The organism is Actinokineospora terrae, from assembly GCF_900111175.1.
Lineage (GTDB): Bacteria > Actinomycetota > Actinomycetes > Mycobacteriales > Pseudonocardiaceae > Actinokineospora > Actinokineospora terrae.
In genome coordinates, this window is record NZ_FOGI01000017.1 from 116848 (window position 1) to 130791 (window position 13944).

Genomic DNA, 13944 nt, shown 5'->3' on the forward strand with positions numbered 1-13944 from the left:
CGTCGAGCCGAGCCGGAGGCGAGATGGGCGTTGAGGTCGTGGTCGAGGGGTTGGGCAAGTCGTTCGGCACGCAGGCGATCTGGCGGGACGTGACGCTCACCCTGCCCGCCGGTGAGGTCAGCGTGCTGCTCGGGCCGTCCGGCACCGGCAAGTCGGTGTTCCTCAAGTGCCTCATCGGGTTGCTGCGCCCGGAGCGCGGCCGGGTGCTGATCAACGGGGTCGACCTGTGCACGTGCGCCGAGCGCGACACCTACGAGATCCGCAAGCTGTTCGGCGTGCTGTTCCAGGACGGCGCCCTGTTCGGCTCGATGTCGGTCTACGACAACATCGCCTTCCCGCTGCGCGAGCACACCCGCAAGAGCGAGAAGGAGGTCAACCGGATCGTCATGTCCAAGGTGGACATGGTGGGGATGCTCGGCGCCGAGCGCAAGCTGCCCGGCGAGATCTCCGGCGGCATGCGCAAGCGGGCCGGGTTGGCCCGCGCGCTGGTGCTCGACCCGAGCATCATCCTGTGCGACGAGCCGGACTCCGGCCTCGACCCGGTCCGCACCGCGCTGCTGAGCCAGCTGCTCATCGACCTCAACGCCCAGCTCGACGCCACCATCCTGATCGTCACCCACAACATCACCGTCGCCCGCACCGTCCCGGACAACCTTGGCATGCTCTTCCGCCGCGAACTGGTGCTGTTCGGCCCCCGCGAACTGCTGCTGACCAGCGACGTCCCGGTGGTGGCGCAATTGCTCAACGGCCGCAAGAACGGCCCGATCGGCATGTCCGAGGAGCGCGACACCGCCGAGGACCCCGCCCTCCCACCGGAAGATCCGGACAACGTCCGCGGCATCGTCCCCCAGCTCGAACCCACCCCCGGCCTCCCCCGCCGAGACGCCGTCCGCCGCCGCAAACTCCGCCTCATGCAGTCCCTGCACACCCTCCCCACCCCAGCCCGACAAGCAGTCCTCACCACCATGACCCCCACCGACCTGGACGACTACGACACCTGGCGCCGCCGCACCTCCGCCATCCCCATCGCCACCCGGAAAACCACCACCCCGACAACCCGCGTCGAGGAACCGGCCCCCAGATCCCGTTGGTGGAGCAAGCGATGACCGCTCCTGCCCGGGCGCTCACCGGCGTCCTGCGCGAGTTCGGTGCCCTCTTCTCGATGGCGCTGGACGTGGTCGTCGGGGTGTTCCGGAGGCCGGTGCGGGTCAGAGAAGTGGTGCAGCAGTTCTGGTTCATCGCCAGTGTCTCGATCCTGCCCGCGGCGTTGGTGTCCATCCCGTTCGGTGCGGTGATCACGCTGCAGTTGGGGTCGTTGACCGCGCAGATCGGCGCGGACTCGTTCAACGGTGCCGCCAGCGTGCTCGCCGTCATCCAGCAGGCCAGTCCGATCGTCACCACGTTGGTGGTCGCGGGCGCGGGCGGGTCGGCGATCTGCGCGGATCTCGGGTCGCGCACCATCCGCGAGGAGATCGACGCCATGCGGGTCCTGGGGGTCTCGCCCGTCCACCGGCTCGTCGTCCCGCGGGTGGTGGCGGCGATGGCGGTCGCGGCGCTGCTCAACGGGATGGTCAGCGTCGTCGGGGTGTGCGGGGGCTATGTCTTCAACGTCGTGGTGCAGGACGGTACGCCCGGCGCGTTCCTGTCCAGCTTCTCCGCGCTCGCGCAGCTGCCGGACCTGTGGGTCGGCGAGCTCAAGGCGCTGGTGTTCGGGTTCCTCGCCGGGCTGGTCGCCGCCTACCGGGGCCTCAACCCCAGGGGCGGGCCGAAGGGCGTCGGCGATGTCGTCAACCAGTCCGTGGTGATCACCTTCCTGCTGCTGTTCTTCGTGAACTTCGTGATCAGCGTGGTGTACCTGCGGATCGTCCCGGCGAAGGGGGCCTGATGATCACCAGGACCGCGGGCGCGCTGGAGCGGCTCGGTGACCAGCTCCGCTTCTCGTTGCGTGCGCTGGCGTGGGTGCCGTTCACGGTGACCCGCTACTCCCGCGAGGTCGTGCGGCTGCTGGCCGAGGTCAGCTTCGGCAGCGGCGCGCTCGCGGTCATCGGCGGCACGATCGGCGTGATGGTCGGGCTGAGCGTGTTCACCGGCACCGTCGTCGGGCTGCAGGGCTTCTCCGCGCTCAACCAGATCGGCACCTCCGCCTTCGCCGGGTTCCTCTCCGCCTACTTCAACACCCGCGAGATCGCGCCGCTGGTGGCCGGGCTGGCGCTGTCGGCGACCGTGGGCTCCGGGTTCACCGCGCAGCTCGGCGCGATGCGGATCTCCGAGGAGATCGACGCGCTGGAGGTGATGGCCGTGCGGTCGATGCCGTACCTGGTGACCACCCGGATCGTCGCCGGGTTCGTGGCCGTCATCCCGCTCTACGTCATCGGCCTGCTCACCTCGTACCTCGCCGCCCGGGTCACCACCGTGGGCGTCTACGGCCAGTCGGCGGGCACCTACGACCACTACTTCTCGCTGTTCCTGCCGCCGGAGGACGTCCTCTGGTCGTTCGTGAAGGTGCTCGTGTTCAGCGTCGCGATCATCCTGACCCACTGCTTCCACGGCTACCGCGCCGCAGGCGGTCCGGCCGGAGTCGGTGTCGCGGTTGGACGGTCGGTGCGCACGGCCATCGTCGTCGTGTCCATCTTGGACTTCTTCCTCAGCCTCGCGATCTGGGGCGCCACCACGACCGTGCGGGTGGCGGGATGAGCCGCCGGGCCCGTGACCGGGCGCTCGGACTGGTCTTCGTCCTGCTGCTCGGCGCGCTCGGCTGGCTCGCGGTCGCGGTGTACGCCAAGCAGTTCACCTCCGCCGCCGTGGTGACGCTGCGCGTGGACCGGGTCGGCAGCCAGCTCAAGACGAACGCGGACGTGAAGGTGCGCGGCGTGGTCGTGGGCGCGGTCCGGGCCGTGCGGACGACCGGGGACGGCGTGGTCGTGGAGTTGGCCATCGACGAGGACAAGCTGGCGCAGTTGCCCAGCAACAGCACCGCCCGGCTGCTGCCCAAGACCCTGTTCGGCCAGCGCTACGTCAGCCTGGTCCTGCCCGCGGAGCCCGCAAGACCGCTGGCGGACGGCGATGTCATCCGGCAGGACAAGACCGTCCGCGCGATCGAGGTCGAGAAGGCGTTGCGCGACCTGATGCCGGTGTTGCAGGCGGTCCAGCCGCAGAAGCTGTCGAGCACCCTCGGCGCGCTGTCGCAGGCGCTGGCGGGCCGCGGGAAGTCGTTGGGGGAGACGCTGGTCGGGCTCAACCAGTACCTCGACCGGCTCAACCCGATGCTGCCGCAGGTCCAGGCCGACATCACCCGCCTCGCCGACACCCTGGCCGTCTACGAGACCGCCGGACCGGACATCGTCGACCCCCTCAACGGCCTGACCACCACGACCAAGACCTTCGCCGAGCAGCGCGACAGCGTGGCCGCCCTGCTCGCCACCATGACCGACACGGCCACCGACGTCGAGGCCTTCGTGCGCGCGAACCGGACCAACCTCATCGGCCTGTCCGCCGCGGGCCGACCCACCCTGGAACTGCTGGCCCGCTACGCGCCCGAGTTCCCCTGCCTCACCGAAGCGGCCGTCGCCCTCAAACCCAGGATCGACGCCGCGCTCGGCAAGGGCACCAACGAACCGGGCCTGCACGTCCGGCTCACCACCAAGCCCAGCCGCGGCCCGTACCAGCCGGGCCGCGACGCCCCCACCTACACGGCCACCGGCGGCCCCCGCTGCTTCACGGCCGGACTCAGCCAGGGCGGGTTCGTGCCCGCGGTGGCGAACTCACCGCAGGAGGGCCGGTTCATCGCGGAGCTCATCGCACCGGTCGAAGGGGTCAGTCCGAGCGAGGTCGGCGACTGGGGCGGGCTGCTCGTCGGGCCGTTGCTGCGCGGGGCGGAGGTGGAGCTGTCATGACGGAGAGCCTGCGCGGGCCGCTGGTCAAGGGTGCGATCTTCACGGTGGTGACCGCCCTGGCCACGGCGGTCCTGGGGATCACCATCGCCAACGGCGGCACCGGCGACACCGCGACCTACAGGGCCCGCTTCACCGACGTGACCTCCCTCAACGAGGGCGACGACATCCGGATGGCCGGGGTGCGGGTCGGCCGGGTGCGCGACATCTCGGTGGTGGACCGCCGCTTCAGCGAGGTGGAGTTCGAAGTGGACCGCCGCTACGCCCTCGCGCCCTCGGTGACCGCGACCGTCCGGTTCCGCAACCTCATCGGCCAGCGCTACATCGCCCTCGACCAGGGCGGTGAGTCCGGGCGGCTGGCCGAGGGCGTCACGATCCCCTTGGAACGGACCCGTCCCGCGCTCGACCTCACCGCCATGTTCAACGGCTTCAAGCCGCTGTTCCAGGCGCTGTCACCGGACGAGGTGAACAAGCTGTCCCTGGAGGTCGTCCAAGTGCTGCAAGGGGAAGGTGGCACGGTCGAGAACCTCTTGCGGCACATCGGTTCCCTGACCACGTCCTTGGCCGAGAAGGATGACGTGATCGGCCGGGTCATCGAGAACCTCAACACCGTGCTCGCCCAGGTCGACGCCAAGGACGACCAGCTGTCCACAGTGGTGCTCACCGCCCAGCAGCTGGTCAGCGGGCTCGCCGCCGACGCGAAGCCGATCGGCGACGCGATCGACGGCATCGCCGCGCTCACCAACGCCACCGCCGGTCTGCTCGACCAGGGCCGCGAACCCCTGCGCCGCGACATCGACGCCCTCGGGTCGTTGTCGAAGACGCTGGCCGACAACACCCCCGCGTTCGAGCAGTTCCTCGACCGGCTGCCCGTCAAGTACGAGGCCATCGGGCGGACCGCGTCCTACGGGTCCTGGCTCAACTTCTACCTCTGCTCGACCACCACCGACGCCGCGCCCGCCCCCGGCCAGACGCCGGGTGACCTCGGCATCCCGATCACCGACGCGAGGTGCCGCCCGTGAAGGCGTTCCAGGACCGCGACCCCGTCCGGATGGGCCTGGTCGGTGTGCTGCTGGTCGCGGTCACCGCGCTGGTGGTGCTGGGCTGGGAGCACCTGCCCGCGCTCGGCGGCACCACCTACCAGGCCCAGTTCCGCGAAGCCGTCGGGCTCAAGCCAGACGACGAGGTGCGGGTCGCGGGCGTGAAGGTCGGCGTGGTCACCTCGGTCGAGCTGACCGGCACCCACGTCACCGTCACCTTCCGGGCCAGGGACGTCTGGCTGGGCGACCGGACCGTGGCCGCCATCAAGATCAAGACGTTGCTGGGGCAGAAGAACCTGGCCCTCGACCCGCTCGGCACCACCGAGCTGGACCCGGACACCCCCATCCCGCTCGACCGGACCGTGACCGCCTACGACGTCAACGACGCGTTCGCCGACCTGGCCACGACCACCGGGCAGATCGATACGGGTCTCCTGGCGGAGAGCTTGCGCACCCTGTCGCAGACCTTCGACGCCACCACCCCGCAGAGCGTCCGCACCGCCCTCGACGGGCTCTCGCGCCTGTCGCACACCATCTCCAGCCGCGACCAGGACCTCAAGCGGCTGCTGGAGAGCGCCAAGGGCGTCAGCACGACGCTGGCCGACCGCGGCGAGCAGTTCCAGGCGTTGATCACCGATGGTGACACGCTGCTCACCGAGTTCGCCCGCCGCCGTGACGCCATCAGCGGGCTGCTCACCGGGACCAGGGACCTGTCCCGGCAGCTCTCCGGGCTGGTCGCGGAGAACCAGGCGCAACTGGCACCCGCGTTGCGCCAGTTGGAGCGGGTCACGGAAGTGTTGCGCCGCAACCAGGACGACCTCGACCGCAGCCTGCGCCTCGCCGGACCGTTCTACCGGCTCGTCGGCAACGCGGTCGGCAACGGGCACTGGATCGACAGCTACATCTGCGGCCTCATCCCGGTCGCCGACGGGTCGGCGGGCTGCGTCCCGCCCAAGGCAGGGGGGCGCTGATGGCACGCCGCGTGCTCAAGTTCCTGGCGCTCGGCGCGGTCGCGGTGCTGCTCGTGGTCGTCGGCACGGCCGCGCTGTTCGACACCGGCAAGTACCGCACCGTGACCGCCTACTTCACCGCCGCGATCGGCCTCTACCCCGGATCGGACGTGCGGGTACTCGGCGTGGCGGTCGGGACGGTCGACGCCGTGCAGCCGCTGGGGCCGAACGTGAAGGTCACCATGACCATCGACGCCGCCGCGCCCGTGCCGCCCGACGCCACCGCGCTGGTCATCACCCCGAGCCTGGTCAGCGACCGTTACGTCCAACTCGCCCCGGTCGCCACCGACGACCGCCGCATCCCCGATGGCGCCGTGATCCCGCAGACCCGCACGGTGGTCCCGGTCGAGCTGGACCAGCTGTTCTCCAGCCTCGACCGGCTCACCACCGCGCTGGGCCCGGACGGCGCCAACGCCGATGGCGCGCTCAGCGAGCTGATCCGCACCAGCCAGGCCTACCTGGAGGGCAACGGCGCCGACATGGGCCGCACGATCCGCGACCTCGGTGACCTCGCCCGCACCCTCAACGGCTCCCAGGACGACCTGTTCACCACCGTCGACGGCCTGTCCCGGTTCACCGCCGTGCTCGCCGCCAACGACCGCCAACTGCGCCAGGTCAACGAGAAGCTGTCCACCGTCACCGGGTTCCTGGTCGACGAACGGGCGAACTTCGACGCGGCACTGCACGAGCTGGCGGGCGCCCTGGGCGTCGTGCAGGGCTTCGTGCGGGACAACCGCGGCCTGGTCAAGTCCGATGTGGACAACCTGGTGGTGATGACCCGGCTGCTGGTCGACCAACGCGCGTCGCTGGCCGAGGCGCTGGACGCCACCCCGCTCGCCCTGTCGAACCTGCTGCGCGCCTACGACCCGGCCACCCGCACCATCGACAGCCGGGCCAACCTCAACGAGTACTCGACGCCGGGAGGCCGCTGATGCGAGTGCTGACCCTTCTGTTGGTCGCGATCCTCGCCTCCGGGTGCGGCTCCGGGCTCTACGGCGTCGACCTCCCGGGCGGCGCGGACGTGGGGGACCGGCCGTACCGGGTCGCCGCGGTGTTCCGGGACGTGCTCGACCTGGTGCCGCAGGCGGGGGTGCAGGTCGAGGACGTCCCCGTGGGGGAGGTGGAGCGGATCGACCTGGAGCCCGATGGGCGGTCGGCGCGGGTGACGATGGTGGTCAACGGCTCGGTGCGGCTCTCGGGCACCGCGCTGGCCCGGCTGCGGCAGTCGAGCGTGCTGGGGGAGAAGTTCGTCGAACTCGACGACCCGGTCGAGGAAGCCAGGGCGGGCACGCTGGTCGACGGCGCCGTCATCCCGTTGGAGCGCACCAACCGCAACCCCGAGATCGAAGAGGTGTTCGGCGCGCTGTCGATGCTGCTCAACGGTGGTGGCGTCGCCCAACTGCGCGAGATCACCCGCGAGCTGAACAACGCCCTGGGCGGCAACACCGGCGACATCCGCGCTCTGCTGTCCAATCTGGACACCTTCGCCGGTGGCCTGGACACGCACCGCGCCGAGATCACCCGCGCGCTCGACGGCCTCGACCGGCTCTCGAGGTCGCTGGGGGAGCGGGCGCCGCGGATCGCCGGGCTGCTCGACGGGCTCGGGCCGGGCATCCAGGTGCTGGTCGACCAGCGCGGCCAGTTCGTCGGCATGCTCACCGCGCTCGACTCGCTGTCCGGGGTCGCGACCGACACCGTCACCCGCGTCCGCGCCGACCTGGTCGCCTCGCTGCGCGCGCTCGAACCCACGCTGCGGCAACTGGAGAAGGCGGGCAACCAGCTCCCGCAGGCCATGGACCTGCTGTTCACCTTCCCCTTCACCGACGCCGCGCTCGACGCCATCAAGGGCGACTACCTCAACGCGCACCTCGCGTTCGACTCCCGCGGCGGTCGCTGATGATCACGCGGCGGGTCCGGGTGCAGGTGGTCGCGTTCGTGCTGATCGCGCTGGTCGGCGTCAGCTACGTCGGCGCGCGCTACGCGGGGCTGGACACGCTGTTCGGCGCCAACGCGTACGTGGTGAAGGCGCGGCTGGCGGACTCCGGCGGCGTGTTCACCAACGCCGAGGTGACCTACCGGGGCGTCGGGATCGGCCGGGTCGGTGAGTTGCACCTGGTCGCGGACGGCGTCGAGGTGGACCTGCGGCTGCGCGACGACGCGCCCCGGGTGCCGGCGGACGTGGACGTCATCGTCGCCAACCGGTCCGCGGTCGGCGAGCAGTACCTCGACCTGCGCCCGCGCCGCGACGGCGAGCCGTACCTGCGCGACGGGTCGGTGATCTCCCGCGACCGCGCCACGCTCCCGCTGCCCAGCGAGACCGTGCTGCTCAACCTGGACCGGCTCGTCGAGTCCGTGCCGGGTGACGAACTGCGGTCGGTGGTCGACGAGCTGTACCTGGCCACCCAGGGCACCGGCCCCAGCCTGCAAGCGCTGCTGGACGCCTCCACCAGCGTCACCAAGGCCGCCACCGAGCACCTGCCGCAGACGACCGCGCTCATCACCGACGCGGGCACCGTTCTCGCCACCCAGGTCGCCACTGGCGCCGCCATCAAGGACTTCGCGGCCAACACCAAGCTCATCGCCGAGCAACTGGGCCGATCGGACGGGGACCTGCGCGCCGTCCTGGCCACCGCGCCCGGGGCGGCAGCCGAGATCAGCACCCTGCTCCGCGACACCGGGCCGACCCTGGGTGTGTTGTTCGCCGACCTGCTCACGACCGCGAACGTCCTGGCTCCCCGTCGCGCGGGTCTGGAGCAACTGCTCGTCGCCACACCCCAGGCTGTGGCCGCCGCTGCGGATGTCATCCGACCCGATGGCGCCCACTTTGCCCTGACCACAACGTTTTTCGACCCCATGCCGTGTGTGGCGGGTTACGAGGGCACCCGGTACCGCAATGGCCTCGACACCTCTCCGGCCCCGTGGAACACCAACGCGCGGTGCGCCCTGCCTCCGGGGGCGGGCAATGTGCGTGGTTCCCAGAACGCCCCGTCACCGGGAGTGCCCCCGGCCACCAAACCCGGCAGCTACCTCCCCACCCAGGACACGCCGCGCCTCCGCAGCTCCCTCACCGAGCTGCTTTCCCTGGACGGCGGCTGAAGTCGGGCGGGAGCCGGAGATCTCGGCTCCCGCCAGGTGGTGAGGGTCAGGAAACCCCATCCAGGGTGTGGCAGGTGGGGGCTTGGTGGTAGGCGTCGTTGATTTCCGGGTTTTCGCGGAGGTCTCGCACTGGGCCTTGGTTGTCTTGTAGTGCGCCCAGGTTTGGTGCGAGGGCGTCTACCGCTTGTTGGAATGCCACCGGGTCGGTTGCCGGCGCGGCGGCCAGCGTGGTCTTGGCCGAGTCGACGGAGGTGCGGGCGCCGTCGAGGTTCGCCATGGCCTTGCCGACCGCTGCCGCGCCGTCGGTGACCGGGGGAGTGCCCGCGTTGGTGATGCCGTCGCCCACGGCGGTGAGGGAGTCGCTGAGCGAGGTGAGGAACGCGAGCATGCCTTCCTTGGCCTTCACCGGGTCGGTCGGGTCGATCGCGGGCAGTTGGGAGAGCCGGGCGCCGTTGATGACCACGGCCTGGCAGACCCGGTCCACCCAGCCGACCGCCGGGTCCTGCCGGGGCGGTTCGCCGGACGGTCCCGCCGAGCAGGCCGCGCACAGCGCCAGGCCGCTCGCGAACAGGGTCAGCACACGCGACGATGTCATTCGTCCTCCTCGCGGGAGAGCCATTTCGGGGTGGGGTTGGCGAAACCGTACTGAAACCGCGCGCCGCGCGGATAGGTCCGGGGCCGGTTTTGTCACCCGCGTATGGATCTCGCCGGTGACTTTGTCCGATCGCGCAGTCCCGGGGTCGCGGCGTTCTTGTCACGAACGCACAAGACGGTGATCCGATTTCCGCCCTGACCGCACCTCGTGGCCCCGGTTTCTGCGCCGGACGAGTGTTGTTGCCGCCGGGTAACGGCATTGTTTGACACGTCGACTCGGCCGAACTTATGGTCGCTGGCACGAATACACGTCACCGCGACCGGCTGTTCTTCGCACCACCACCCCGCTCGACGACCAGGGGACGACCATGCCGATTCCGCCGTACACACCGACCAGACCCCATTCCGGTGCCGTCGCGCCCTATCGTCCCGCGACGCTCGACGAACGCGCCACGGCGTTGTGGGCGAGTCTGCCCAGGGAGTTGGTCGCCCGGTTCCGGCCGGTGGTCGGTCGGCTCACCCAGGACATGATCCGCGAGATCCAGCGCGCGGTGCCCGCCTACGCCCAGCCGCTGGAGGGCCACTTCGGCGCGATCATGACGGCGGGTGTGGAGCAGTCGGTGCTGCGCATCCTCGACACGGTCGGCATCGGCGGCCCGTCCGACGAGAACTGGGCCGCGGTGTTCCGCAGGCTCGGCCGGGTCGAGTACGGCGAGGGCCGCAGCCTGGACTGCCTGCAGACCGCCTACCGGGTCGGTGGCCGGGTCGCGTGGCGCCACCTGGCCGCCTGGGGCCAGCAGCAGCGGCTGCCCACCGCCATGCTCACCGTCGCAGCCGAGGCGATCTTCGCCTACGTCGACGAGATCTCCACGCTGTCCATCGAGGGCTACACCGCCGCGCAGGCCCAGTCGGCCGGGGTGGTCGACCGCGGCAGGCGCAGGCTGGTCGAACTGGTGCTGGGTGAACCGCCCGCCTCGATGGCCGCGATCACGAAACTCGCGGCCACCGCGCGGTGGCGGGTGCCGGACACCGTGTCCGTGGTCGTCGTCGAGCAGCCCGCGGCGGGGGAGCCGGACGAGCTGACCGGCCCGCACGGCGACCACCTCACCGACGTCCTGCTCGACCTCGACGGCGACCTGCCGTGCCTGGTGCTGTCCGACCCCGGCAGGCAGTTGCGGGCGCTGCGGCCCCAGCTGCGCGGCAGGCGCGTGTGCGTCGGACCGCTCGTGCCGCTGCGGGAAGCGTTCACGTCGCTGGACTGGGCGCGGCGCGCGATGACCCTGGTGCGGCGCGGCATCATCGGCGCGGACGGGGCGCCGATCACCTGGTGCGGCGACCACCTGTCCACGCTCTGGCTGCTCGCCGACGAGTTCCTGGTGCGCGAACTGCTGCGCCGCGCCCTCGCGCCGCTGGCCGAGCTGACCGCCAAGCAGCGCGCCCGCACCGCCGAGACCCTGCTGGCGTGGCTGGAGACCAGGGGCAGCGCCCCGGAGATCGCCCGCCGGTTGGCGATCCACCCGCAGACCGTGCGGTACCGCATGCGGCAGGTGGACAAGCTCTTCGGCGACCAGCTCGCCGACCCGGACGCGCGACTGGACCTGGAGATCGCGTTGCGGGCGGACCGGTTGCTGCGCACCGCGGTTGTTGCGCCGCGGCCGCGTGCGGGAGCGGCGCGGGTTGTCCACAGGTGACAACTGTTCGCAGGCCGGGTACTGGCTCCTGGAGAATCGCGCCGCCGCGCCGGTAGATTCGCCTCCGGCACGCTGGACGGTCCCCTCAGGAGGCACGCGGTGGCGCAGCGCACGGAGCACGTCGCACCGCTCGGCCCCACCGCGGACCTCTGGTCGCAGTTGCCACCCGGGCTGGCGGCCGTGCTCCGGCCCGGGGTGGGGGACCTGACCAGGGAGATCCGCGCCGAGCTGGACCGGGTCATCCCCGCGTTCGCCAAGCGCCCCAGCGGCCGGGTGGTGACCGAGGGGATCCAGCAGGCCCTGCTGTGGTTCCTCGACCGCGTCGCCGATCCCGGCGCGGTGCGCGACGAGGGCTGGCCGAGCCTGTTCCGCGACTTCGGCCTCCCCGCCCTGGACACCCGGGCCCTGGACGTCGTGCAGACCGCGTACCGCGTCGGCGCCCGCGTGGCCTGGCGCCGAATGGCCCGCATCGGCGAGGAAGCGGGGGTACCGACCGACACGCTGTGCCTGCTCGCGGAAGCCATCTTCGCCTACATAGACGAACTCTCCGCCCTCTCCGTCCGCGGCCACGCCACCGCCAGAGCCGCCGAACTCACCGCCCAGCAACGCCGCCGCACCCAACTCCTGACCGCCCTGCTCACCCCCACCACCTCCCCACAAACCCTCACCCGCCTAGCCGACACCGCCCAATGGCCCCTACCCGAATCCGTTGTCGCCGTGGCCATCGACCCCACCGGCCCCGATCTCTCCACAGTGGACCTCCCCAACACCCTGGCCGACCTGGATTCCCCCCATCCCTGCCTACTCCTGCCCACCGACTCGCTGTCGCCTCCCGAGGTCGCCGATCAAGGTGGATCGGCAGAGCTGCCCACCCTCACTGACCGCGGAACGGGTCCACTGAGCCTTGCCGACCGCCGCACTGGTCCGCCGATCCTTCTCCACCTCGCCGACCACCGCACCGCGATCGGCCCCGCCGTCCCCTTGGCCGCCGCGGCCCAATCCCTGTACTGGGCCCGGCGAACGCTGTCCCTGGTCGCCGAGGGTGTCCTGCCCGCGAGCCCGGTGACGTGGTTCGACCACCACCTCTCCACCCTCTGGCTCCGCAACGACCCACCCCTGCTCCGCGAGATGGCGACCCAGGCCTTGGCCCCCCTTGCCACCCTCAACCCCCACCAGGCCGCCAAACTGGCCGCCACGCTCCTGACCTGGCTGCACACCCGCGGCGGCGCCCCCGGGGTGGCCCAGCACCTCGACGTCCACCCCCAGACCGTCCGCTACCGCCTCCGCCAGTTGACCCGACTCTTCGGCACCCGCCTGACCGATCCCGACCACCGCTTCACCCTGGAGGTGGCCCTCCGCGCCCGCGCCCTGGGCGGCTAGCCGATCACCGCGCTCAGGGCGCGGACCAGATGTGCGCGGTGAGTTCCATGAGGAACCGCTGTTCGGGGTCGGCGAGGCGGGGGCCCAGGAGCGCGTCCACGTGGTGCATCCGGTAGCGGACGGTCTGGGGGTGGACGGACAGGCGGCTGGCGGTCTCGGTGATGTCGCCCCGGGTGTGCAGCCAGGTCCGCAGGGTCGTGGCGATGCGGCCGCGCTGCTTGTCGGTGAGGGTGTCGAGGGCGGCGAGCACCGGGCCCGCGGCCTGCCGGACCAGGGTCTCGTCGGTGAACAGCAGCAGGGTGGACAGGTGCTGGTCGCACCACAGGACCGGGTCGTCCGGCAGCACTCCGCGCCGCGCGAGGGCCAGGGCGTGGCGGGCCGACCCGAGTGAGCGGTGGGCGTCGCCCGCCGGGACTGACGGGCCGACCACCACCCGGACCGCCCAGTCGCCCGGCTCGACCGGCGCGGGGGCGACCAGGCACGGTTCGGCGCCGTCGAGGTCGGCCAGGATTCCCTCCGGCAGCCGCGCGTCGACCGGGCGGTCGAGCAGGACAACACAAAGCCGTTCTGGCAGGGGCCATCGCGCCGCCGCGGCGAGATCCTCGACGGCCGTGGACGGACCGGCGAGCAACGCGCGCAGCAGCCGCTTGCGGTTCTGTTCGCGCGAGCCGCCCGCGCGCGCCTCGGTGTAGCCCGCGACGGCGATGACGCACAGGTCGTCGACGTAGGCGAAGATCGCCTCGGCCACGGTGAGCAGCGTGTCCGCCTCGACGCCGAGTTCCTGGCCCACCGCGCTGACGTGCCGCCACACCGCCCTGGCGCCGACCCGGACCGCGGTCTGCAGGGCGTCCATGGTGCGGCCCTCGTGGTACTCGACCCGGCCCGCGTGCCGCAGCACCGCGTACCACTCGTCGCGGCAGGCGCCGGGGTCGGCGATGCAGGCGAGGCACTGGAGCACGGCCGCGCGCACCGACCCCACCAGCACCTCCCGGAACCGGCCCGCCAACGGCCGCCGGTACTCGGGCACCGCTTCCTGGATGGCCAGCACCGCGTCGCGGATCAGCGTCGGCGCCAGCGGCCGCACCCGCTCCGCCAGCTCGGGCACGACCGACGCCCACAGCGGGACCGCCGTGCGCCCCGGCGGCTCCAGTGCCATCGCGCCTCCCATGGGGGTGTCCCGCGACGCTAGGAACCGGCGGGACGCGGTGTCAACGAAGTCCAGCCGGGGTTGTCTGCCGGGACA

The 13944-nt window shown here is 71.5% G+C and carries 13 protein-coding genes; 11 read left to right on the forward strand and 2 right to left on the reverse strand.

Annotated features, from left to right (window positions below; all coding sequences use genetic code 11):
• The first annotated feature begins 23 nt into the window (after positions 1–23).
• From BMY07_RS31020 to BMY07_RS31060, 9 genes are read left to right on the forward strand one after another with little or no spacing between them, the layout of a single operon-like run.
• Positions 24–1106 (forward strand): ABC transporter ATP-binding protein, encoded by a 1083-nt coding sequence (locus BMY07_RS31020; RefSeq protein ID WP_092786432.1) that lies wholly within the window; start codon positions 24–26, stop codon positions 1104–1106.
• On the forward strand, positions 1103–1885 hold the full coding sequence (locus BMY07_RS31025) for an MlaE family ABC transporter permease (protein WP_092786434.1): 783 nt from the start codon (positions 1103–1105) through the stop codon (positions 1883–1885). The genes BMY07_RS31020 and BMY07_RS31025 overlap by 4 nt, the downstream gene beginning before the upstream one ends.
• Complete coding sequence (locus BMY07_RS31030; protein ID WP_092786436.1) at positions 1885–2694, forward strand: MlaE family ABC transporter permease; 810 nt, start codon at positions 1885–1887, stop codon at positions 2692–2694. The genes BMY07_RS31025 and BMY07_RS31030 overlap by 1 nt, the downstream gene beginning before the upstream one ends.
• Positions 2691–3893, forward strand: a complete 1203-nt coding sequence (locus tag BMY07_RS31035) for an MCE family protein (RefSeq protein ID WP_092786438.1) — start codon at positions 2691–2693, stop codon at positions 3891–3893. Before BMY07_RS31030 ends, BMY07_RS31035 begins: the two co-directional genes overlap by 4 nt.
• Positions 3890–4912, forward strand: coding sequence for an MCE family protein (locus BMY07_RS31040; RefSeq protein ID WP_092786440.1), 1023 nt, complete (start codon positions 3890–3892; stop codon positions 4910–4912). The genes BMY07_RS31035 and BMY07_RS31040 overlap by 4 nt, the downstream gene beginning before the upstream one ends.
• Positions 4909–5901, forward strand: coding sequence for an MCE family protein (locus BMY07_RS31045; RefSeq protein WP_245782762.1), 993 nt, complete (start codon positions 4909–4911; stop codon positions 5899–5901). The genes BMY07_RS31040 and BMY07_RS31045 overlap by 4 nt, the downstream gene beginning before the upstream one ends.
• Positions 5901–6872: an MCE family protein gene (locus BMY07_RS31050; RefSeq protein WP_092786442.1), complete on the forward strand. Its 972-nt coding sequence runs from the start codon at positions 5901–5903 to the stop codon at positions 6870–6872. Before BMY07_RS31045 ends, BMY07_RS31050 begins: the two co-directional genes overlap by 1 nt.
• A complete protein-coding gene (locus tag BMY07_RS31055) occupies positions 6872–7837 on the forward strand; it encodes an MCE family protein (RefSeq protein ID WP_092786444.1) in 966 nt (321 codons plus the stop codon). Before BMY07_RS31050 ends, BMY07_RS31055 begins: the two co-directional genes overlap by 1 nt.
• The gene (locus tag BMY07_RS31060) at positions 7837–9036 is read left to right on the forward strand and encodes an MCE family protein (protein ID WP_092786447.1); all 1200 of its coding nucleotides are present in this window, start codon (positions 7837–7839) and stop codon (positions 9034–9036) included. Before BMY07_RS31055 ends, BMY07_RS31060 begins: the two co-directional genes overlap by 1 nt.
• 46 nt (positions 9037–9082) lie before the next feature.
• Here BMY07_RS31060 and BMY07_RS31065 read toward each other — a convergent pair whose 3' ends face one another.
• A complete protein-coding gene (locus BMY07_RS31065; protein ID WP_143073730.1) occupies positions 9083–9631 on the reverse strand; it encodes a hypothetical protein in 549 nt (182 codons plus the stop codon).
• A 367-nt stretch (positions 9632–9998) separates the two neighbouring features.
• Here BMY07_RS31065 and BMY07_RS31070 point away from each other — a divergent pair, with 367 nt between their 5' ends.
• Both BMY07_RS31070 and BMY07_RS31075 read left to right on the forward strand, forming a co-directional pair.
• Positions 9999–11321 carry a PucR-like N-terminal domain-containing protein gene (locus BMY07_RS31070; protein ID WP_092786451.1) on the forward strand — a complete coding sequence of 441 codons (1323 nt, stop codon included), beginning with the start codon at positions 9999–10001 and terminating at the stop codon, positions 11319–11321.
• A gap of 99 nt (positions 11322–11420) precedes the next feature.
• Entirely contained in the window at positions 11421–12701 is a 1281-nt protein-coding gene (locus BMY07_RS31075; protein ID WP_092786453.1) for a PucR family transcriptional regulator, read from the forward strand.
• Positions 12702–12714: 13 nt separating this feature from the next.
• Here BMY07_RS31075 and BMY07_RS36005 read toward each other — a convergent pair whose 3' ends face one another.
• Positions 12715–13857, reverse strand: coding sequence for a PucR family transcriptional regulator (locus BMY07_RS36005; protein ID WP_143073731.1), 1143 nt, complete (start codon positions 13855–13857; stop codon positions 12715–12717).
• Between the last annotated feature and the right edge of the window lie 87 nt (positions 13858–13944).

What these genes read in the sequence shown, in the direction of transcription:
- BMY07_RS31025 (WP_092786434.1), top strand. Translation starts at nt 1,103, where the DNA reads ATGACCGCTCCTGCCCGGGCGCTCACCGGCGTCCTGCGCGAGTTCGGT.
- BMY07_RS31065 (WP_143073730.1), bottom strand. Translation starts at nt 9,631, where the DNA reads ATGACATCGTCGCGTGTGCTGACCCTGTTCGCGAGCGGCCTGGCGCTG.
- BMY07_RS31060 (WP_092786447.1), top strand. Translation starts at nt 7,837, where the DNA reads ATGATCACGCGGCGGGTCCGGGTGCAGGTGGTCGCGTTCGTGCTGATC.
- BMY07_RS31030 (WP_092786436.1), top strand. Translation starts at nt 1,885, where the DNA reads ATGATCACCAGGACCGCGGGCGCGCTGGAGCGGCTCGGTGACCAGCTC.
- BMY07_RS31055 (WP_092786444.1), top strand. Translation starts at nt 6,872, where the DNA reads ATGCGAGTGCTGACCCTTCTGTTGGTCGCGATCCTCGCCTCCGGGTGC.
- BMY07_RS31040 (WP_092786440.1), top strand. Translation starts at nt 3,890, where the DNA reads ATGACGGAGAGCCTGCGCGGGCCGCTGGTCAAGGGTGCGATCTTCACG.
- BMY07_RS36005 (WP_143073731.1), bottom strand. Translation starts at nt 13,857, where the DNA reads ATGGCACTGGAGCCGCCGGGGCGCACGGCGGTCCCGCTGTGGGCGTCG.
- BMY07_RS31035 (WP_092786438.1), top strand. Translation starts at nt 2,691, where the DNA reads ATGAGCCGCCGGGCCCGTGACCGGGCGCTCGGACTGGTCTTCGTCCTG.
- BMY07_RS31050 (WP_092786442.1), top strand. Translation starts at nt 5,901, where the DNA reads ATGGCACGCCGCGTGCTCAAGTTCCTGGCGCTCGGCGCGGTCGCGGTG.
- BMY07_RS31020 (WP_092786432.1), top strand. Translation starts at nt 24, where the DNA reads ATGGGCGTTGAGGTCGTGGTCGAGGGGTTGGGCAAGTCGTTCGGCACG.
- BMY07_RS31070 (WP_092786451.1), top strand. Translation starts at nt 9,999, where the DNA reads ATGCCGATTCCGCCGTACACACCGACCAGACCCCATTCCGGTGCCGTC.